Genomic DNA, 19301 nt, shown 5'->3' with positions numbered 1-19301 from the left:
GTTCCTCACAGATAGCTTGGGGTGGAGCGCTTCGGTACGCGCAACTGCGTTTTGCTGGCCTTCACGGCTTCCTTGTCGAGCCAAGACGTGAAACGCGACAACAGCGCGGAGCCCAGCTGCGGGTTCTGATATTCGACGTCAGGCAACAACATTATTTCGCCGGCCGCGCCTATTGCGAGTTCACGTCCGTATTGGCGAATGATGGTGTCTGGCAGCAACGTGGATTCTGCATCTGGCTTCAAAACCATACGGAGCCGGAGCTTTCCGGGCTGCACTGGATAGATGCGCACTGAATCGTTGGCGAGCTGCGTGACGTAGCGCGGGGTGTTAACCTCGCCTGCATTCAAGTCCCAACCCGGATATCGGTCATCAAGATAGCCAGGCGTAACAGGCTCAAGTGCGATGTCGTCGAAATAAGCGGTTTCTATGCGGTCAAGGTTTGCATCTTGGATCGTGCAGACATACTCGTCCGGCTGGTTTGGGCCGAAAGTGATTTCGTCGTTGTCGCGCCAGACCGGGATGCGCTCGCAAAGCACGACGGCCTTGTCGATGATATGGCGCTCTGCAAGGGGGATAGGTGCTGTGGGCACGCGCTCACGCACTCTTACCACTAAGTCGTCGAGCAACATCATACGCATTACGATCCCCTTCTCGCGTTAGGGCTGCTCGAAGCTTCCACCTGCGTCTTGATGCCAAGAGCCTGTGCGAAGGCTTGATAGTGCATACCAGCTCTGCCAGCATCGCCGCCGGTGGCGTCTTTCGACTGAGCGCGATAGCAGACATAATCAATCAATGGAGTTCCGTACGGCTCTGGCAGGCCCACGTCCTGATCGTACGACGACAGTTCCTCAACAGCTCCGCTAGCGACGATCCGTGGCGGCACGACAGCGAGCGCAATATCCAGCTTCCCAGTGCCGTCATTGTATGGATACACATAAAACTCTGTGGGAACGTGCTCATCAAACAGATAGTGCTGCACTTCTGCACGCTTACGGCGTGCTGAGTGCCAGTCAGGATCGGCTGCATCCATGCGGTTGAAAGCTATCGACGTAACCACTTTGCCCGGTGAGCCGTCTGCATTCACGTTTCGGCGCGCTGACAAGAACATGATTGGTCGCGCGTCGCCATCTGTCGGAAGGCTCTGTTTTGTGCCAGCAACAAGGCTGACGACGCGCGTCTGTGATGACGCAGACGGCTTGGCGATCAACACCGCGCTCACTGCGTCATTTAACCAGTCGACCAGTTCAGACAGCGGCCAACGCACGGCTTCCTCGTCAATGAGGAGCGTTTGCGCTTTCCGTATGATTTCACTGGCCTTAACCATTTATTAACCAACCTTACTTGTCGTTAGGTTTCGGCGCTGCGTCTGCCTTCTTCGGGCGTCTGCCTTCTTCGTCGTCATCGTCTTCGGGCTCGCCGCCGCCCACTGGGGACAAGGCTGTGTTGGATGCGGGATCGCCTAACAACATATCGTCAGGCACAAGCCGGTAATGCTCGATCGAGATAAGGCAACGCACATGCAGTTCGTCATGAACATCGGCTACTGCGCGACCGTAACGGTCATTCTCGAAGTTGTAGGCCGTGCCGCCGATGAAAACATCGGACGCGGGACCAAGCAGGCACTGAATACGAGGCATGGTGATTTCTCCGGGACTGATTAAGAAAAAGCGACCACGGCGGCTATTCGTTCGCCGTGGTCGCTATCACTCTGACGTTTGGCGCTTCTCGCCCCGTGGATTAAGCGACAACGGTTAGAGTAATGCCGACCGTGACTGCTGCTGTTGGGGCAGTCGTGATCTTCAAGCCAATGCCGCGAGCCGTATCCTTCTGCGGAACACGGACGGCACTTGGCTTCGTGGGACGGAACAAAGCATCGGCGGTTAGATCAGCAGCGGTGGCAAATTCATCGCCAACGGTGCGCTCGGTATCTTCCGATGCCCAGTCGCCTGACAGCACGCCGATATCGGCACTGATAGCGCCGGTTACATCGACGACGATATCTGTAGGCCGGGTGGTTGCTGGGATGCAGGCAATTTCAGCGACATCACCGATAGCGGCGGTTGCTGGAATGTTGATCGTATAGCGATGGACAACTGCTTCGCCCGCCGTATTCGGATACGGGACGGGTGTGAGGCCTTTCGCTGCGGAATTCTTATGGTGTGCCATTGGCTTTGCTCCAAAGTGGATTACTGAAAGTGAATGTGCCGCCCGTCATGGGCGGCTCAATTCATCAGGCGGCTTTTGGCCGGGTCGCGTAGGTATCGAGCGCCTGCACGCCGAAATCGCGATTGTTGAAGCGTGTCTTCTTCACACCGAAGATGATGCCGGCAGCAACGGTTGGTTCGTTGCCGTAATCCTTGGTTTCTTCTTTCCAGGAGAAACGCAGACCACCAGTAGAGCCGTAAGCGACAACACCAGCCTGACGGCCAAGGAAAAGAGCGCGAGCAGCTGGGAGGTTTGCACCTGCGCCGTAGTCATCAAAGCGGATGACGTTTTCATGGCTGTGCAGCACGCAGTTGTTGATCATGCCAAGGGTGCCCTTGAAGATCGGGTTGTTGCGGCCTTCGGCGGCAGCTGCAGCCTTCTGGATTTCGAGCCAACCAGCAGTCGACGATGTGCGGAGGTCGTATTCCTGATACGGCGACATAACGCAAACGTAGTGCGCTTCACCGTTAATCTGCACGGGCTGCATGTTGGCATTTTCAGGATTTTGCGACTTCATCATGCGAGCCTGCACAACAGCGCGCTCGATGATATCACGGTCCATTTTCATGGTGTTCGTGATCGTACCCTTACTTTCAGCCGAACCGGCGTAGATAAGGTGGCCACTGTCAGGCGCTTGAACTGGGTTCTGCGCATGGCCTGCATATGTCGTTTCTTCGGTGAAGTCTTCGTTGATGCCGCGTGCACCGGACAGATAGACGAAATTCACTTCGTCCATGTACTTCGCCCAGTATTCAGCAAGACGTTCTTTAGCCGTCTTACGGAGGTCATGAGCGGTACGCTTGCGGCTCATTTTGCCACCAGCCGACACTGCATGGCGCAGCTGATCGATCTGGATTTTGTCCGAATAGAATTTCAGACCTTCTTCCTTGCCCTCAATGCGGTTATCGCCGGGTGTCGGCTTCTGCTTGAGCTGGGCGCAAAGGTCGAAGTGGATCAAATCACCAGCTTCGGACTCAAGATCGGTCAAGCGCTGGATAACAGCGTTGTCGTTCTCGGACACGAACTTGCGCTCAAAATACGAACGCTTGATGATTTCAGTGAAAAGTGCGCCCGACCAACGGGCAACGGCGCGGGCATCGCCAAACGGAATTACGGTTTTCATGACGTGTTCTCCGGATTAATCGGTCAGAAGCACGTCATGCGCAAACTGGAGCAATGATTACCCGGAAAGCATGTCGTTTGCAATACGAGATTTCGTGGGATTTTCAGGCGATGAAGCCTTAATGCATGTACGCAATTGTCTACATTTGTCTGCTGTCAATAGAGCAAAAAGGGTATTCTCATAAATACCAGTTTGCTCTATTCTCGAACTGCCTGCGCGAAAGCCGATACGGATTGACCGTTGAGCCGTCGCCCACCCAAGAGCGCTCTCGAACGACAAGAGTGGGGCAGTCATGAATCAGAACGGCGGCGTGGAAAGCAGACACGCTAAATGATGGGGATCAAGGTTCATCGGGTTGCTGAACACGGCAATGGCTAGAGCCAGTCTGGATAAGAGACGTTAACTACGCCCTTGATCCTAAGTGCAGTCGGGATAGCGTCCGGCCCGTTCTGACTACATTTGAGCGTTTATGGCTATCCAATAAATCTTGAAGGGATATCCAATTTGGGATATAAGGATTTCCGAGAAAGGAAATCCCAATGCCCCTATTCATCAAGGACGATACAGTGGACCATATGGCAGAGCAACTGCGCTTGCGCATCGGTGCCCGCACAAAGACCGATGCGGTCCGTATGGCTATTATGCACGAACTGGAGCGTGTTGAAAACCAAACACCACTACGTGACAAGCTCGCCGCATTGCAGGAGCGTGCACGGGAACGGCTTGGGCCCCCAGTCCACGACGTTGATATGAAGAAGCTCATGGACGAATTGTGGGAGGAAGGCGAGTGAGCTTCGTAGATGCTTCGGTCATTGTCGCAATCCTGAATGAAGAACCCGGTTTTGAAGAACTGGTAAAGCGGCTATCGGATATCACCACTCCGACTTATGTATCGCCGCTCGTTCGGTTTGAATCCGTGTCGGCTTTGGTGCGACTGCGGATCACTGCGACGAAAGGTAAGGTGGATCGGGAAAAGCTGATCGCAGAAGCCCGCAATCTGGTAGACGGTTTCATCCAGGCATTGGGCGCGCGAGAAATCGCGATAGATTCCCGTGTCGGCGTCGGGGCGCTTGATGCCATGGCGCGGTACGGGAAAGTGGCGGCCCATCCGGCGGCGCTGAATTTTGGTGATTGCTTCGCCTATTCGGCTGCTCAATGCTACAGGCTACCGCTGCTCTATAAGGGTGACGACTTTGCCCAAACCGATATGGCATGACATGTGAAAAGGGCCGCAATCTGCGGCCCTTTTCTTGTCAGTTTGCGATTTATCGCAAATTCGACATTTCGGCTCAATACGGGCGCGGCCGTCCTGTAATCCCGCGCGTGAACCGCGTCGGAATCACACCGTCATCCAAGATGCGTATCGGGGAAATATCCGTCGCAAACACAAGCTTGACGCCACGGCCCTGCTTGTCCTCGACCTTTACAACAGCCGCCTCCCCGATCTGGACGGCCTGACCTATCCGTACTGACAGTGACAGCATCAGCCACCGTACCGTAGATATTCATCCATCTCGGCGTCGCTCATCTTTGCGAGCGCCTTTTCATGCTCAAGCGGGTCAGATTTCGCCATACGCGCAAGGACAGCAAAACGTCCATTATCGTCTGCCGCGTCGTTCACATCAGATGATGGGATGCCGTTGAGATTTGGAGGGATTTCGCGCTTGGGCTTTGGTTTCCCGCCTTGCTGCGCCGTCTTTGTTTCATTCTTCGGCGTAGGTGGAGCATCGGATTTAAGCCCCAGCTCATCCTGAATCTGCTTATGTGCCTCCCTAATGATCGCGGGAGAACGCGGATCGTCGGATTGAGCCTGCAGCTCCTTAACCTTTTCGTCCAGGGCGTTGTATAGAAGCCCGCCCTTTTTATACATCGGGTTCTCTGACAAGAATGTGCCGACGTCCTCAAAATATCGGGCGTTAGCTTCTTCAATCGCGGTTTCTGCCTTTGCCTGTTCCTTTACGAACTGTCGGTTTTCGGCGTTGAGCGCTTTCAGCTGCTCCTGGTATTCTTCGCGAGTAAGTTCACCGTCATCGAACTGCTCAAGCAAAGCATTCTGCTGAGCTTCGTTAGCCTCGATTTTCTCCTTTAAGTCACTGACTGTCTTATGTGCTTCATAAGGGTACTTGACGTGATCTGCTGCGTCGGCGAGTTCAGGCGCATCGGTTTGCGTTTGGAGCTGCTCATCAGGCGCGGCGGCATCAGTCCCCGCTTCTGATCCATCGGTACCGAGCTCTTGATCGTCGTCAAGGGCGCCGGCGTCATCATCGCCATCATCCAATGTATCATTGTTTTCGTCGTCGGCGTCATCATCCTGCTCGGCTTCTTCTGCCAGCATGAGTTCATAGCCTTCGCGCTCGGCTGGCGTCATATGTGCCAGTTCTTCTTCTGTCAGTCGTTCGCTCATTGAAATTTCTCCACGGAAGCGATTGGGTGGGTGGGGGCCAATCGGCCCTTAAATCTATTGCTGAGGGGTGGCCTCCATGCCTTGTGGGAGCGGCGATGCTTGTTCAGGAGCGGGCGACGTTGCACCGTCAGGCGATGTTGGTTGCCCCATAATCTCCTGTTGTGCCTGCTGTTGCTGTTCTGCGGCTGCTTCCTGTGTTTGCGCTGCGCGCAACTCGTCGCGCGCGCTATCCTCTGTCTCTGTTCGTGAAACAAAGCCGCTTTCGTGTAGAATGTTGTCGGCCAATGGGAGCGTCTGCGGGGCCTGAACTGCGGTCGTAGCAGCAGCCAGTGCCTTCGCTTGCGTGTCCACCTTCGTCTCAACGTTCTTGGTAGCGATCGACTGGGCCTGAGCTTCTTTGAGCATCGTTTCCGCAACCACTTTTCTAAGGGCGGTCATAATCTGCTCTTTTTCAAGCGCCGCTTGTTCTGCCGCCGCTTGCTGACGTGCCTGTTCTTCCGGCGATACGTCGTTAGGGTCGGCGTCAGGGTCGCGCTGTCCGTTAATCTGGCGTACGCGAGCCACCATTTCTTCAACGTTCGGCAAATCGGACGTTTCGAGAATAAGATCGAGCATGGCAAGCGTAACGTCTGGTGGAAAATTACGCATAGTATCCATCAAGGCGGCGAAATTCGCGGCTCGTGTGGTTGCCTGCCAATCCTGCTGCGAAAGCACGAAGTCTGCTTTCGTGCGAACGATATCGTTTTCAGGCAATCCGTCGTTAATATCGACATACTGCGGGGTACCGCGTTGATTGGTAATGCGGAATGCCTTTTTCTCCGTCATGAACTGTTCGATATTTGCGAGCTGCTTTTCGCCGCGCACCTGCTCTGCAAACATGAGGTTATCGAAGAACTTGGCAGTTGCGAGCGAACCTTGTTCCTGACGGGCCATGATAGCGCGTCCAGACGTAGCGTTCGTCTTGCGGCCCATAAGCTCATCGGTGACGCCTGACGCTTGCTGGATCATCGCAATGCTGCGGCTCATCAAATTCAGATGCCCCTCTGCAAGCTCCCGATCTGCGTCAAGTTTTAGCTGCTTGCCCGGTTTGACGACGAGCACAGCGTCAGGACGTGCTGCTTCCTCTGCGAGCTCGTCCAAATCTTCGACAGCACCTTCTTCGACGATTATTTTGTTCGATGATAAGATATGCAGCGCCTTCGATGCGCGCTTGTTCACATCGATCTGAATATCTTTCAGCCGCCGAATAAGCCCATATGGCAAATTATTCTTGCCGCGCCGGAATCCCCAAACGGGGGTGAGTGGAAACTGGTTGTGACGGTAAGGCGACGGTCCGAAATATAGCATTCCCGCGGTTGAGAAGATTGCAACATGCAGACGCATAGTTGGCTTTTTCACGATTTCTGCTTCGCCGCTCTCTAATGCTTCCTGATGTGCAGGCGATAAGGGGTCATAGATTTCACCAGAGAACATCCCGCCGCTTATTTTCTCGGTTTCTGCGGGCAAGCGTATCCAAGCTTCGATGACGCGGACGCGGCTCCGGACGTAAGTTCCGATTGTCGAACTTGATGCACCAAAGTGCTTGTTATGATCGAGCTCGATTTCGTGTTGATCCGTAACATCATCCGATAGTTCGTCCAGACCATTAACGCCAGGAGACATTTGCGCGGATCCTTGAAGTATCCCAGCGCGCTCTTTGAATATCTGCTGGATTACATCAAGGTCAAACCAACGCATCCGGAAGATATAGCGGGCGTCCGAAAGGTCCGGCTCCATCGATGCGCTATCATGCAGAATGTTGCGCCAATTTTCATAGCGCGTGTAAAGAGGCTCCCCATCGGTATCTTCCTGAAATCCGTCCTCCATCCAACCAAGGCCCACACGCACGGCATCCTCAAACGCGCGGGAGCGTGAAAAATTCGAGCGGTTGGAATCCGCGAGATATTTCATGAGCTCCGTTTTGCGTTGGGCCGGTTTAGAGTCTTCCTTTCGACGCGGGAGCACTTTGGAATCTGTGCGAGTGCGCTTTTCTGAACCTGTGATCCAGTCAATCGACGCGCTGATTACGTTGTAAACGAGAGGAACCTGTCCACGACTTTCGAGCACTGCCGCGTCTTCTGGGTTCCACTGCACATTGTCGTAAATGTCTTCTTCCTGCGCCATTTCGCGCCGGTTTTCGTGCTGCCGATCTTGCTCAGTGATGAACATAGACATAAGCATTCGATGCAGCTGAACCATTTTTGGGCTGTCGAGCTTGTGGGCTCTGACTGGCTCGTTTGCATTCGCACCCGTGGGAATGGGCGATTCATATTTCTTTCGGCGGACAGAGCCGTCCGTTGCGTTGAGGTCAAACATAGTCCTTGACCTCAATGTGCTTTGTCTTGCCCGTCTTGTTGTTCACCTGCTCGATGAATGCGACGGTCTCGCGGTCCATCGGTGGAAACGGGGGCATTTGAATAAGATCGTCCAGATGGTCGTGAACGAGCGATGCGATGCGGATGCAGGATTGGAGGCTGTGTGTAAGCCGCAGCTTTTCCACGAAGTTCGCAGCCGTACGAGCGGCTTCTTTTGGGGCGCCTTCGTCTTCGTCCCATATCCATGCTTTATCGAGCGTCACGACACATGGCACTGTGTGGTCGCTGTATTCCTCTCCGGAGCGGATAAGGACCAAACACGGGCGAATATTTCCGCCCATGCGTAACCACGATCCGATTAGGGTGATGTCGCCGCGCTCATACATAAAGGCGCGCGCTCTCAGGTCGAGAACCGGCGATGACATTCAATGCTCCTCGGTTCGGGGCGAGAAGCTTCAATTATTGTGAAGCACAAACGCCGCCGTGTAAATAAGAAGCTATTGGGTCAAACGGCCATTCCTCCTGAGCGTGAGCGCCGTGGGCGCTGCTGGTGTTGCGTTACGAGTGCATCGCCGATCTGTGCCTTTTGCATAATTGCGTCGGCGGCGTGTTGGTGTCCATTTTGTGCCGGTGTACTTGTCCAGACAGCATGCCTAGAGTTCCACGTCTTCTGGTATTTCTCCAGATGCTTAATCCCTGTAGCACAAATCTCCTCATCAAAGTAATAGCGCCCGAACTCTGTACGCAACATATTGATCGCCTGCACCTTGTCGTCAGTGCGGGGAACAATCTCAATATTCTTGAGCGATAGCTTGCCGAGCATATCCGCGTAGGTTTCGAGAGCAAAGGTGCTGATACGACGATGCGCGCCATCGTGCGGGAGATAGTGAGCCGCGTAATTATAGGTTTTTTTCATTACCTCTGCGGCGTAGAAGGCCGGTGCCTCTCCGTTACACTCGAAATAATCGATAAAGTAATAGCTGTTCCCGACGATTTGCATGAACCATATGGCGGTATCATCGTCCGTTCCAATGTCCCAAAATGTGTAAACTGGTCGTGACGGGTCGAACTTGTGTTGGCCGATACGTCCCTGACGCCGCGCGAGGGAGAGAACTTCGGCGAGGAACTTTCCATCTGTTGATTGCTGAAAGGCTTCTTCCAACGTACTTGGAAACTGCGACCTCATCATCTCAAGGTCGCCCGAAAACTCACTATCGCGCTGCTGGACATACCACGCACGTTTACGAAGCGAAATTTCCCGCCCAATCGTCACTTCGAGACGATCGAAGTATGCATGATCCTTCGGAGAGATGGTGATAAATTCGGGATCATCAAGCTCGTATTCTGCTGCATCCCACCACGAAGCGAAGTGAAGCCGGAAGTCTTTGCGGGTTAGCTTTCTGCCACTTTCCTGAACCGCTACAGCTTGCGAAACCTTGACAGCAAAATCACCGTCTGCACCTTTTGCCGTGGATTCGAGAACAGTAGTTCCACGTTCCGCTGCTGGCAGCGCGCCCGATATAATTTCCTTCGCTTGTTCGGGGTTTTTCGCGCAAATCTCACCATATTCCGAGACGTGAAGCCAAGACAGAGTTCGTCCGCGTGCAGTCGTGCCAATTTGTAGCTCAGAGCCATTCTTCCATTGAAGACGCTTGTCATTTTCTCTCGTCAGAGGCACGCGGTCTCTAATCAAGGAAGGCAAACGATTGTAAGCAAATAAAATCTTGTCATCGCGGATCGCGAGCGCCAACTGTAGATCAAGCGCAATAATCGCAGCACGGGTGTTTTCAACAAATAGACAAGCGTCCAGGATCATCAACTGTACAGCAGTCGAGAAACCTCTCTGGCGAGCTTTTGGGATGATGTTGCGGTACCAAAGTTTCCGTATGAAATCATCTTGAACCTCGTTTGGCGTGAAGATGACGGTATTTCCGTCTTTATCGAGGATGTAATAGAGGTTCCTGATCCGCCAATTTGGATCAGCTAGAAGCTTTTTCCTTTCCTCCGTGGGCAGTCTTTCGAACGGGAGCATTAATCATCCTGTGGCTCAAAAGAGCGCCCAGATATTTCTTGCCAGAGCTCGCCTACAGGATCGTCGGTTTTTTCCTCTTCCTTTTTCTCGCGCCATGCGCCGATCGTTTTGCCAATGAAATCTTTAATGCGCAGACGGTCAACGAGTTTGACTTCGACGATTTCTCCGATTTTTTCTTTATGCTTTTTCCCATCTTCACCCATCACCATTTCGAACTTCTCGAATATCTTGATGGATTGCAGGAGCTCAGTGCGAAAGATTTTCGGCCACTCGTCCATTGGCTTAAAACAACGTGTGCCGCGCTCATAAATATCGATCATGTCAAAGCTGTTGAACGACAGCAGTTCCGTTAGGAATTGTTCGGCATTCTTTTTGAGAACGCGTTGCGACTCCTCATATAATTCCTGTATGCGCTCATTGACCACGTAATAGCCAAGCAAGCGACTTCCCTGCTGTCGCGCAGCTTTTTCGCTATAGCCCGCACGAATGGCGGCTTTCGTAGCATTCATGTCCTTCATATATTCTTGAGCAAAAATAGCCATTTGTCGATTAAGCTCAACAGGCTGGTGCTGCTTCGCTTTCGGCTCTGTCACGATAGCTTTTTTGGGTGCCGCCTTTTTTGCGGGCGCACGCTTGGCGGTCATTCTAATGGCTCCATTGCCGCAATAAGTAATCGTGCGTGGCTAACGAGAATTTCGTGCGTGGCGCGTAACAAGGCGGCATCAAGGGTAATGTCGGGGGCTTTTTCTTCGTGCGCTCGTACCAGCGCATCGAGCAACAACGCCAGCGTTGGATTATCGGCGTAAACCGGGTTGTCAGCCATAAAGGCCGGAACCGTTACGGTCAGCCATTGGTCCGCTGCTGGCGCTGCTGTCATATCGGTCAGCCCATACCGAGGGCGTCCATGTAAAGCTGCAGCATGGCTTCTTCTTCCTGCCGCTCATGATCTTCCTTCTTACGAAGACGGATGATCGTGCGCACAACAGTAGAGTCGAAACCGCTGCCCTTTAGCTCGGCGTAAACTTCCTTGATGTCATCGCCGATGGTTTTCTTTTCTTCCTCAAGACGCTCAATGCGTTCGATGAAGGCGCGAAGCTGACCGACAGCAATGGTTTGGGCTTCCGATGTAATATCGTCGCTCATTGGCTTAACTCCGAGAACGCTTTGTTAAGCCGTTCGAATGTTCGGCCTAGGCGTCTGCGTGTTCCATCCGCATGTTCCGCTAGCCGAGGTAGAACACCCTCTGGGAAAGGTGCCGCAGACTCGCTATCGCTTGTTGGCTCGGGACCATAAAGCGTATCGAGGAAATTATTTACAGCGCGAGCAAGGTCATCGGCTGTATCAAGAGCCTGATAAACTGGGGTAAGTGGCGCTCGATTATCTTGAATACCTTTTGAACTCACACCTGAGCGTACGTTCACTCCGTTATGTGTCATGTCTTCTGCCTTTTTGAATAAATGCCTTTGATTTGCAGGCCGACACGTTCGGCGATGCGGTGACAGTGCTTTTCTGATCTGCTGGTGGATTTCCTCCTGCCTTGGCGTTGCTTGTATGCTTGGGGTTCGAGGATCGTGACGACGATCTGTTGTTCTGGATCAAAAACAGCAGTGAAATTCTTGGTGTCGATCGCTGCGAATTTGTTCTCGATCGCTACCGCGACTGTTGGGATAAGAATTATCCTGCGCACATCGTCGATCGTCGTCTTGGCGCGCTTACAATGAACGGCTGCGCGAATTACCTCAGTCGTGCCCTTGTCCATGGGAACAGTGACACCCAGGATGCGCTGCACGTAACGCGTAACGGCGTGATATGTGACGCGATGTAAAATCGTATCGACAGGCGGAGCGGGCTTCATTGTGAGCGCCCCTCTATGCGGCCCTTGATGGCTCGTTCGTTCTTTTGGAGCCAAACCAACGTTTCACGAATGCTTAGCTGGGTTTCGCGGCGATAGTGCGCGTCTTTGCTCGCACGGCTTTCGCCGATGATCCGGTCAATCTCTTGCAATTGGGCTGTCAAGGAACGTTTGGCGGCCACCGGATACCTTCACCTATCATTGAGGAATGGCGGCAAGATATAGGCGATTGACGATACATACAATATCGGCAATTAACGATGTTAATTCAGTGACATATTTCCAGTTACAAATACCGCAAATATTTGCTATTTATCGCGCATGGATAATTCGATGTGGCGAGAGCGCCTTCAAGATTTGATGGCGAAACGGGGCTTAACTATGCGATCCGCGTCAATAATGGCGGGGAAGAACCACTCGTATATCTACGCTCTGCTTCAAAGGAAGCAGGAGCCGAATGTTGATTCTCTTGTGGAACTGGCCAACGCGTTTAATGTGAGCCCGATTTGGCTCATCTTTGGCTTGGAATTGGACGAAGAAACCGAACGTTTGGTCTTGAAATATAAGTCTTTAGACCCGAAACGCCGGGAGATCGTACGGGACATGGTATCTGCTATTGTGCCAGAGCATCAAACTCCGACAGATAAGAACGATTAATCAGTAAGACTATCAATCAGAGCGCCGATTCGGCGCTTTTCTGTTGCTGACATTTTCGTCAGCGCATTAATCATATGCGCGAGCTCGTTAAACCCTCCATCTCCTCCATCTCCCTGCCCTGCGCCTTCGCTTTCTGCGGTCATGCGGTCTGCGGTAACTCGGTCGATACTCAAATACATATTGCCTCCTGCCGTCCTGTAATCCCCAGACGCCGCCCTTAGTTTATTCACTATCGGTTACGGCTATCTTCATTACAAGCAATCCTGACATGTTCACGGTCTGTTTACACAGATTTGCAAAAAATGTCGTCAATTGACGATATTAATTGTTGCATTCTATCGTCAATTGCCTATACAGTGCAACCCATAACTGGTGAACTTATCGTCAATTGGAGATGGTCATGGACCGAGGATTGGCGGCGTCAAATCGCGGACGCCCAACAGGGACTTGCGCCCAAAATTCAAAACCTGATTTCATCGAACTGTACGAGCAGCAGCTTGCTGTTCACGCTGGCACCGAACGCCGCATGGGCTACGTTGTGGCCATTCTCATCTTAATGATTTTGTTTCTCGGTCTCTCGGCCATGAACTCGATCAGCGCGCCGTCCGCGATGGACCGATGCTTAGAGCTATCGAGCTTCGATACTTGCTTTACGACACTCAACCGATAACCCGATGCTGTGACAGCGCGGGTTTACCCAAGCCCCCGCCCCCCCCGCCTGAGCCCCGCTCTGTCGCCGCGTACCGCCGGTAGTGTGCCACCCTCCGTCTGACACTCCACACTACTGGCGGTTCTCTTTTCAGGAGAGCCGCATGTTGCAGAATATTAAGCCCCTCGATGATGATGTTGATTTGCTGAAAGCCATTGGCGAGTCCGTTGATCAGGCTGTCGGAGAGCGTGCAGATATTTCCAATCGAGCAGCGCAACCGAGTCTTAAACATACGCCTCTGGCCGCTGAGCCAGCGCCTAAAGAAATTTTGGCGCAAGAAGCTGTGATTACGCAGCGCCAGTTGGTTGTTGTCGACAACAATCGAACGCGCCTCGTTGAGCGTTTAAGCGTCAATTCACAGCGCCAGAAAATTATCCGCGACGAGCTTGCGAAGCTGGAAGCCGATCAAAAGTCAATTACCGCTTGTATCCTCGCGAACGACCGGGCCGCTGCGATCCATCGCAAGGCGATTTTCGATTTGCAGGAAGCCGGGCGATGATCTGGGGCCTCTTGCCGGAAGGCAAATTTGACTTGATCGCCGCCGATCCGAATTGGCGCTTTAAGGCCTTTTCCGACAAGGGATTGGGTCGCGCGCCCGAACGTCATTACAACACGGCAACGCTAGACGAAATCTGCGCGCTACCTGTCGCTGATGTGGCGGCAACTGACTGTCACTTGATGCTGTGGATCACAGGCCCAGCGCTTGTTGCGGGTTATCACGGCATTGTGCTGCGCGCATGGGGCTTTGAACCTTCTGCTATCGCCTTCGTGTGGGTGAAAAACCTCAAGCACAACGACCTCAAACTGACTCCCGAAGATTATCGCGTCCGCAGGGATGGCGTAATTGTTCTTAAAAAGCCGATCGGCCCTAGCGATTTTAAGATGGGCCTTGGCCACACAACGCGCCAGAACGCGGAATTTGTTGTTCTCGGTCGCAAGGGACGCCCGCGCCGCCATTCAAAGGCAATTCATCAACTGATCATCGAACCGCTGCGCGAGCATTCCCGCAAGCCGGAAGGCTTTTTCAAGGCCGCAGAACAGTACGCTTCTCCCGATGCCCGCCGCCTCGAACTGTTTGCGCGCCAGCCGCGTACCGGTTGGACGGTATGGGGCGATGAAACCGACAAATTCGCGGAGGTCGCATGAATACGTCCTCTGGTGACAGCTTTTTCACGGCTCGCAATTTCTACGACGAGCAAGCGCGCACGTTTAATCCAGACTCCTGTGAACAGCTCATAGAAGCGTCCGTCCGCAACCTGTCACATCGATGCGGGCCGATCTACGCCGCAACCCGTTTGCAGCGCTTGGCTGATATTTGTGCCGGTGTTCATGTCATGCCGATCGAACATTGGAACCAAAAGCCGGAACCAACGCCAGCACCTATAACAACGAACAAAACATGGCGTGGTGTGCTGATCGGTGTGCTCAAAAAGCCAACGTTAAATTATCCCTTTCTGATGGGCTGGCTGCTCTGCCTACTTTTCATGAGCGCCCTCGATCTTTTGAGACTGGCGCTATGACCCAACTATCCCGCCCACTCCTTCGGTGGCACGGCGGCAAGTGGATGCTTGCTCCATGGATCATTTCACACTTTCCGAAGCATCGCGTTTATGTCGAACCGTTTGGCGGTGCGGGTTCCGTGCTCATGCGCAAGGACCGTTCATATGCGGAAGTATGGAACGATCTTGATGGTGAAGTCGTCAATCTGTTTCAGGTTCTTCGCTCAACAGATTCCAGTCGCCTTGTAGAAGTTCTCGAACTGACGCCGTTCTCCCGCGAGGAATTCAAGATGGCATATCGAGAGGCAGATGCCGATCCGGTTGAACGCGCGCGACAACTTGTTATTCGGTCCTTTATGGGGTTTGGCTCCAATGGCCATTCTCGTGTCACCGGGTTTCGCGCCAATTCCAACCGATCCGGCACAACGCCCGCACACGACTGGGCGAATTACCCGGAAGCCCTCACAGCAATTATTGAGCGTTTGCGCGGGGTTGTCGTGGAAAACCGAGACGCGAAGCGTGTCATGGCTACACACGATAGCGCAGACACACTGCATTATGTCGATCCGCCATATGTATTTGAAACGCGCTCGGACCCCTCGAAAGATTATGCGCATGAAATGACAGACGACGATCATGCCGAACTGCTGGATTTTCTGCAAGGACTTGCCGGCATGGTCGTTCTGTCGGGTTATCCCTCTGCTTTGTATGACGATGCACTGCAAGGCTGGCGTCGGATCGAGCGCGCTGCTCTGGCAGATGGCGCGGCGCGCCGTATCGAAGTCCTCTGGATTAATCCGCCCTGTGCCGAACGTCTCTGTGCGGAGGCTATGCCTCTATTGGCTGGTGTCGAATGACCCAGTTTCACCCTGATGAAATTCTGACGCTGAAAGACGCATGCGAACGCATTCTCAAAGGTGCTTGTTCCGAGGCGCACCTGCGCAATGAGCATAAGGCCGGACGGCTCACCCTACTCATGATCGGCAAACGGTATTGCGTCACCCCCAAGATGCTCAATGAATGGTTGCAGCTATGCCTAAGAAAGCACTCCCGCCGCGTCTCTATCTCAACCGAATTGAAGGTGTCTGGATCATCCGCGATCGATCATACGCAAAGCGCACTGGATGCTTTGAGCATGAACGTGAACAAGCTGAAAAAGCGCTCGCCGAATACATCGCGCTCAAGCACGCAAACCCCACAGAAACCAAGCGGGCGGACAGAATCGTGATAGCGCAAGTCCTGCTTACCTATTCGCAAGAACACCTGCCGGAAACGGTGGCGCCGCGCTCGACCGCCTACGGAATTTCCGCATTATCGCGTTGGTGGGGCCGGAAAGTCCTTTCCGAAATCACAAAACAAACCTGCAAGGAATATGAAAACCATCGCCTGCATGGTTCCCGTCCGGTTAAGCCAGGCACAATCCGGCGCGAACTGGCAATCCTACTTTCAGCCCTGAATTTCTGGAACAAGAATTACGGCCCGGTCGATTCCCTGCCCGTCGTTCACATGCCCCAGCCCTCCCCTGCCCGCACGCGCTGGCTGACAAAATCAGAAGCGGCCCGCCTGCTGGCCGGTGCGCTTGGCTGGAATTGCCGGAACGGCACTTGGACGCGCGACCGCCAGCGCATCAATCACCATCTGGCCCGACTGATCCTGCTCGGCATTTACACTGGCTCGCGCCTCAACGTTCTCTTGACGGTTCAATGGGAGCGGAACGACCGGGCGGGTTACATCGATCTGAATGAGCAAATCATGTACCGCCGCACCGAAGGCGAGCGCGAAACCAAGAAGCGCAAGCCCCCGGTCAAGCTCGGCCGCAAAATCCTGTTTCATCTGAAACGCTGGAAGAAGATGGACATGGCCGAACAGGGCCGCATCGCAGCGCAAGCAGGATCCACGCAACAGATTAATTTTTTCAACACCGTCATCCACTGGCACGGTGCCGATATTGCCGACATTCGCCATGCGTGGAAGCAGGCAGTTCAAGCGGCCAAGCTCGATTCAAAGGTCACACCACACACCATGCGCCACACCCGCGCAACGTGGCTCATGCGTGCCGGTGTCGATATGTGGGAAGCCAGCCATTCGCTCGGCATGTCCACCAAAACGCTCGAAGCCGTCTACGGCCACCATCACGCCAGTTTCCAATCCAAGGCAGCAGAGGTTTAAAAAATGCAGGTCAATGTCATCAATCCGCGTACCGGAATCCCGTGCTATCGCCTGCACTCTCCAGAATGGGAAAAGTTGCTGGGAGATAAAGAAACCTTTTTCGCCTGCATCAATATCCAGCGCATTGATGTTGTCGTGCCAACGTCAGGTAATAGCTGGCCGTTCACTCACCTGCATATTCATCTATCTGCCGCATGGGTGGCAGATGACATGCATGTAATCTCTATCGCTGCAGCGGACGCACACACGCGCTGGCAGTTTGGCGCGTTCATTCCCGCCGAAATGGACAGGACATTTGGTCTTGAAAATTACCCAACATTCTTCGGTGTAATTGAGCTCGCGGTGCTCGCCAAATTACAGCAGCAATTGAACGATGAAACGGCGGATAAAGGCGCCTCTGACGCTCCAGCTATGAGGCATTAATCATGGCAGTTTTGGCGCGCGCAATCACAACAACCCGGCCTATCCTGTACGTAGTTTGTACGGCGTTGGCGCGCGCTATTTTCACCCCTTTGAAAACACTCGAAAAAAGCCACTCAAAACGGCTTCCCCTAGTCCATGTGGTATATTGTGGGGGTAGCGCACACCGCGAAATCACCGCGTCAGCAAGCGCATTTCACCGCAATACACCGCCCGAAAAATGCAGAACAATTCCTGTACGGAAGGGCGATAAAATGACCGCCAAAAATGCCCCCGAAAATGGGGCAAAAAAGCCCTTTATTTTGACCGTCGATCAGACGCCAAGAGAGCCGTTCCGGCGCATCTGGAAAGCGTGGCAATATCGTGCACCGAAACGTCACTATCGGCTCATTTTAAGCCCGGTAGAAAAGTCGAGAAATCATTGCTCACGCATCGTCGGTGACTTCACTTCTGTGAAGAATGCGAATGCTGCCGCCGCGATGATTGAAAGCCCCAGCCTCTACACGCTGCTGATTTTTAATTCCCGTGCGGAACTCATTATTCGTGATGCTGGCACCAAGCCGGTGAAGATCGAACGACCTGTCCGAGTGAAGCGCACCACATCGAAATCCGATGCCAGCGCCAACATGCACCGCGCGACCACAATCGAAAAACTCGTAGGCCTGAATGAGCGCGTCGTGCGCAAAGGCGAATATCGGAGCCGCTGACATGATGAGTGTTGCCACCCCCATCACCATAGGAATGTACCCATGATCGTCTTGCGGATTAAGGCTATGGCCGCTGATCGAGGGATGAATTTGAGCGACCTTGCCACAAAGGTCGATATTACACGCTCTCAGTTCTCCCGCATAACACACAACAGAATGAAGACGATTAACGTCGATCTTCTTGAAAAGCTCTGCATCGCGTTAAGCTGCACGCCGGGCGACTTGATTGAGTACCGCTCCGATACAAAGGCAGGCGAATAATGGTCGCTCTGCTCTCCTTCCGTCCACTGGCAAAAAGCCCGAACGCACGTATCCATGTCTATTCTGGTGCGCGGCTTGTCGCAGAAATCTTGCCGCCAGTTAAATTCCCGCGTTGGCACTGGCACTTTGTTGCCGAAAGTTATGCATCCAGCAGTTTTTTTTCTGCTGACACTGAGGCTCAAGCCAAAGAAACCATAACCACGCATTGGAATAGTTTTCTTTCCGAAGCTGGGCTGATCAGCCTCCGTGCGCTTGATCCCGAAGTCGATGACGTTGAGCGAGCCGTACTTGGAGCCATGTTCCTAGATCCCGGCCATGCTCTCGATTATGTGCATGACCTGCACCCGCATCATTTCCAGTCACTGCAGCATCGCAACATTTATTCCGTGTTGCGCGGGCTGATCACGATCGGCGTCGATATTTCGACCATCACCGCCAAGCCCTTCCTTGAAGGCATGAGCGATGGCGGTACCGGCAATGCCTACACGTACCTTTCTCTCTGCGCCTCACGCATCGTCCTGAAAGACCGGATCAGCGATTTTGTGCGCGTCATCATTTCCTCACACCACGAAAGAGAAATTATCAATGCGTAGATTTGGAATTGGAAGTGTTTTGGCTCTCGGCGCAATGCTGTTGGGTGGTGTTAGCATCAGGCGCGCTCCTGCCACAGCTATCACAATCCACGATGATGCTTCGCCAGCACCAACACCGATGCGCACGAAAAAGCCATGGACGCGCCGCTCGCCTCGTTTTGTCCCTACTTTATTGCCGGCATCCTTTTATCAGGAACGCGCCGAGGCAAAGCGGGAGCGTAAGGCAGAAAAGCTGCGCATGATCTGCCGTCACTGGCCGCAGCAGCAGGGTTATAAGCCATGACCGGCCCTATCCTCCTGCTCAAAGTGGCGAACG

30 protein-coding genes are annotated in these 19301 nt (G+C 53.4%); 14 read left to right on the top strand and 16 right to left on the bottom strand.

All coding sequences use genetic code 11. The annotated features are described in order from the left end of the window. Window positions 1-5: 5 nt before the first annotated feature. The 5 genes from ABE527_RS18525 to ABE527_RS18505 form a co-directional block, all read right to left on the bottom strand. Window positions 6-638, bottom strand: a complete 633-nt coding sequence (locus tag ABE527_RS18525) for a hypothetical protein (protein WP_499697885.1) — start codon at window positions 636-638, stop codon at window positions 6-8. Beyond that, window positions 638-1324 carry a phage adaptor protein gene (locus tag ABE527_RS18520; RefSeq protein WP_499697884.1) on the bottom strand — a complete coding sequence of 229 codons (687 nt, stop codon included), beginning with the start codon at window positions 1322-1324 and terminating at the stop codon, window positions 638-640. Before ABE527_RS18520 ends, ABE527_RS18525 begins: the two co-directional genes overlap by 1 nt. 13 nt (window positions 1325-1337) lie before the next feature. Beyond that, the gene (locus ABE527_RS18515; RefSeq protein ID WP_499697883.1) at window positions 1338-1637 is read right to left on the bottom strand and encodes a hypothetical protein; all 300 of its coding nucleotides are present in this window, start codon (window positions 1635-1637) and stop codon (window positions 1338-1340) included. Window positions 1638-1737: 100 nt separating this feature from the next. Continuing rightward, window positions 1738-2166 (bottom strand): hypothetical protein, encoded by a 429-nt coding sequence (locus ABE527_RS18510; RefSeq protein WP_194781026.1) that lies wholly within the window; start codon window positions 2164-2166, stop codon window positions 1738-1740. 64 nt (window positions 2167-2230) lie between these two features. After that, window positions 2231-3328 carry a N4-gp56 family major capsid protein gene (locus ABE527_RS18505; protein ID WP_499697882.1) on the bottom strand — a complete coding sequence of 366 codons (1098 nt, stop codon included), beginning with the start codon at window positions 3326-3328 and terminating at the stop codon, window positions 2231-2233. A gap of 539 nt (window positions 3329-3867) precedes the next feature. On the opposite strand from ABE527_RS18505, the gene ABE527_RS18500 reads away from it, so the two are divergent. Both ABE527_RS18500 and ABE527_RS18495 read left to right on the top strand, forming a co-directional pair. Further along, on the top strand, window positions 3868-4119 hold the full coding sequence (locus ABE527_RS18500) for a type II toxin-antitoxin system VapB family antitoxin (RefSeq protein ID WP_499697881.1): 252 nt from the start codon (window positions 3868-3870) through the stop codon (window positions 4117-4119). Next, window positions 4116-4544 carry a type II toxin-antitoxin system VapC family toxin gene (locus ABE527_RS18495; RefSeq protein WP_499697880.1) on the top strand — a complete coding sequence of 143 codons (429 nt, stop codon included), beginning with the start codon at window positions 4116-4118 and terminating at the stop codon, window positions 4542-4544. The genes ABE527_RS18500 and ABE527_RS18495 overlap by 4 nt, the downstream gene beginning before the upstream one ends. 73 nt (window positions 4545-4617) lie before the next feature. Here ABE527_RS18495 and ABE527_RS18490 read toward each other — a convergent pair whose 3' ends face one another. The 10 genes from ABE527_RS18490 to ABE527_RS18445 all read right to left on the bottom strand — a co-directional run bounded on the left by ABE527_RS18490 (window position 4618) and on the right by ABE527_RS18445 (window position 12152). Continuing rightward, entirely contained in the window at window positions 4618-4812 is a 195-nt protein-coding gene (locus ABE527_RS18490; RefSeq protein WP_499697879.1) for a hypothetical protein, read from the bottom strand. Then, window positions 4812-5732 (bottom strand): hypothetical protein, encoded by a 921-nt coding sequence (locus ABE527_RS18485; RefSeq protein WP_499697878.1) that lies wholly within the window; start codon window positions 5730-5732, stop codon window positions 4812-4814. Before ABE527_RS18485 ends, ABE527_RS18490 begins: the two co-directional genes overlap by 1 nt. A gap of 54 nt (window positions 5733-5786) precedes the next feature. Next, window positions 5787-8087: a portal protein gene (locus ABE527_RS18480; RefSeq protein ID WP_499697877.1), complete on the bottom strand. Its 2301-nt coding sequence runs from the start codon at window positions 8085-8087 to the stop codon at window positions 5787-5789. Then, window positions 8080-8511, bottom strand: coding sequence for a hypothetical protein (locus ABE527_RS18475; RefSeq protein WP_499697876.1), 432 nt, complete (start codon window positions 8509-8511; stop codon window positions 8080-8082). Before ABE527_RS18475 ends, ABE527_RS18480 begins: the two co-directional genes overlap by 8 nt. Before the next feature lie 80 nt (window positions 8512-8591). Beyond that, window positions 8592-10118, bottom strand: coding sequence for a phage terminase large subunit family protein (locus ABE527_RS18470; protein WP_499697875.1), 1527 nt, complete (start codon window positions 10116-10118; stop codon window positions 8592-8594). Next, complete coding sequence (locus ABE527_RS18465; RefSeq protein WP_499697874.1) at window positions 10118-10762, bottom strand: terminase small subunit; 645 nt, start codon at window positions 10760-10762, stop codon at window positions 10118-10120. The genes ABE527_RS18470 and ABE527_RS18465 overlap by 1 nt, the downstream gene beginning before the upstream one ends. After that, on the bottom strand, window positions 10759-10995 hold the full coding sequence (locus ABE527_RS18460) for a hypothetical protein (protein WP_499697873.1): 237 nt from the start codon (window positions 10993-10995) through the stop codon (window positions 10759-10761). The genes ABE527_RS18465 and ABE527_RS18460 overlap by 4 nt, the downstream gene beginning before the upstream one ends. A 5-nt stretch (window positions 10996-11000) precedes the next feature. Then, window positions 11001-11261: a DUF2312 domain-containing protein gene (locus ABE527_RS18455; RefSeq protein ID WP_499697872.1), complete on the bottom strand. Its 261-nt coding sequence runs from the start codon at window positions 11259-11261 to the stop codon at window positions 11001-11003. A 289-nt stretch (window positions 11262-11550) separates the two neighbouring features. Beyond that, window positions 11551-11973, bottom strand: a complete 423-nt coding sequence (locus ABE527_RS18450; protein ID WP_499697871.1) for a hypothetical protein — start codon at window positions 11971-11973, stop codon at window positions 11551-11553. After that, complete coding sequence (locus tag ABE527_RS18445; protein WP_499697870.1) at window positions 11970-12152, bottom strand: hypothetical protein; 183 nt, start codon at window positions 12150-12152, stop codon at window positions 11970-11972. The genes ABE527_RS18450 and ABE527_RS18445 overlap by 4 nt, the downstream gene beginning before the upstream one ends. A gap of 151 nt (window positions 12153-12303) precedes the next feature. Between ABE527_RS18445 and ABE527_RS18440 the strand changes: the two genes are divergently transcribed. Next, on the top strand, window positions 12304-12627 hold the full coding sequence (locus ABE527_RS18440; RefSeq protein ID WP_499697869.1) for a helix-turn-helix domain-containing protein: 324 nt from the start codon (window positions 12304-12306) through the stop codon (window positions 12625-12627). On the opposite strand, the gene ABE527_RS18435 is transcribed toward ABE527_RS18440, so the two are convergent. Further along, a complete protein-coding gene (locus ABE527_RS18435; protein WP_499697868.1) occupies window positions 12624-12806 on the bottom strand; it encodes a hypothetical protein in 183 nt (60 codons plus the stop codon). The genes ABE527_RS18440 and ABE527_RS18435 overlap by 4 nt on opposite strands. Before the next feature lie 221 nt (window positions 12807-13027). Here ABE527_RS18435 and ABE527_RS18430 point away from each other — a divergent pair, with 221 nt between their 5' ends. The 11 genes from ABE527_RS18430 to ABE527_RS18380 all read left to right on the top strand — a co-directional run bounded on the left by ABE527_RS18430 (window position 13028) and on the right by ABE527_RS18380 (window position 19268). Further along, window positions 13028-13297 (top strand): Ac45/VOA1 transmembrane domain-containing protein, encoded by a 270-nt coding sequence (locus tag ABE527_RS18430; RefSeq protein WP_499697867.1) that lies wholly within the window; start codon window positions 13028-13030, stop codon window positions 13295-13297. Window positions 13298-13439: 142 nt separating this feature from the next. After that, a complete protein-coding gene (locus ABE527_RS18425) occupies window positions 13440-13835 on the top strand; it encodes a hypothetical protein (protein ID WP_499697866.1) in 396 nt (131 codons plus the stop codon). Beyond that, window positions 13832-14482 carry an MT-A70 family methyltransferase gene (locus ABE527_RS18420; RefSeq protein WP_499697865.1) on the top strand — a complete coding sequence of 217 codons (651 nt, stop codon included), beginning with the start codon at window positions 13832-13834 and terminating at the stop codon, window positions 14480-14482. The genes ABE527_RS18425 and ABE527_RS18420 overlap by 4 nt, the downstream gene beginning before the upstream one ends. Continuing rightward, window positions 14479-14856: a hypothetical protein gene (locus ABE527_RS18415; protein ID WP_499697864.1), complete on the top strand. Its 378-nt coding sequence runs from the start codon at window positions 14479-14481 to the stop codon at window positions 14854-14856. Before ABE527_RS18420 ends, ABE527_RS18415 begins: the two co-directional genes overlap by 4 nt. Beyond that, the gene (locus tag ABE527_RS18410; RefSeq protein ID WP_499697863.1) at window positions 14853-15692 is read left to right on the top strand and encodes a DNA adenine methylase; all 840 of its coding nucleotides are present in this window, start codon (window positions 14853-14855) and stop codon (window positions 15690-15692) included. Before ABE527_RS18415 ends, ABE527_RS18410 begins: the two co-directional genes overlap by 4 nt. 175 nt (window positions 15693-15867) lie before the next feature. Beyond that, window positions 15868-17004 carry a tyrosine-type recombinase/integrase gene (locus tag ABE527_RS18405; protein WP_499697862.1) on the top strand — a complete coding sequence of 379 codons (1137 nt, stop codon included), beginning with the start codon at window positions 15868-15870 and terminating at the stop codon, window positions 17002-17004. A gap of 3 nt (window positions 17005-17007) precedes the next feature. Next, window positions 17008-17427, top strand: coding sequence for a hypothetical protein (locus tag ABE527_RS18400; protein WP_499697861.1), 420 nt, complete (start codon window positions 17008-17010; stop codon window positions 17425-17427). 2 nt (window positions 17428-17429) lie between these two features. Beyond that, the gene (locus ABE527_RS18395) at window positions 17430-18131 is read left to right on the top strand and encodes a hypothetical protein (protein ID WP_499697860.1); all 702 of its coding nucleotides are present in this window, start codon (window positions 17430-17432) and stop codon (window positions 18129-18131) included. 42 nt (window positions 18132-18173) lie between these two features. Continuing rightward, window positions 18174-18392 carry a helix-turn-helix domain-containing protein gene (locus tag ABE527_RS18390; RefSeq protein WP_499697859.1) on the top strand — a complete coding sequence of 73 codons (219 nt, stop codon included), beginning with the start codon at window positions 18174-18176 and terminating at the stop codon, window positions 18390-18392. Beyond that, on the top strand, window positions 18392-18985 hold the full coding sequence (locus tag ABE527_RS18385) for a DnaB-like helicase N-terminal domain-containing protein (RefSeq protein WP_499697858.1): 594 nt from the start codon (window positions 18392-18394) through the stop codon (window positions 18983-18985). Before ABE527_RS18390 ends, ABE527_RS18385 begins: the two co-directional genes overlap by 1 nt. Continuing rightward, window positions 18978-19268 (top strand): hypothetical protein, encoded by a 291-nt coding sequence (locus tag ABE527_RS18380; RefSeq protein ID WP_499697857.1) that lies wholly within the window; start codon window positions 18978-18980, stop codon window positions 19266-19268. Before ABE527_RS18385 ends, ABE527_RS18380 begins: the two co-directional genes overlap by 8 nt. Window positions 19269-19301: the final 33 nt, after the last annotated feature.

The sequence above is a fragment of the Brucella sp. TWI432 genome (assembly GCF_039674445.1).
GTDB lineage: Bacteria > Pseudomonadota > Alphaproteobacteria > Rhizobiales > Rhizobiaceae > Brucella > Brucella chromiisoli.
Note: the sequence above shows the minus strand (reverse complement) of the source record. Positions and strands in the feature narration are given on the sequence as shown.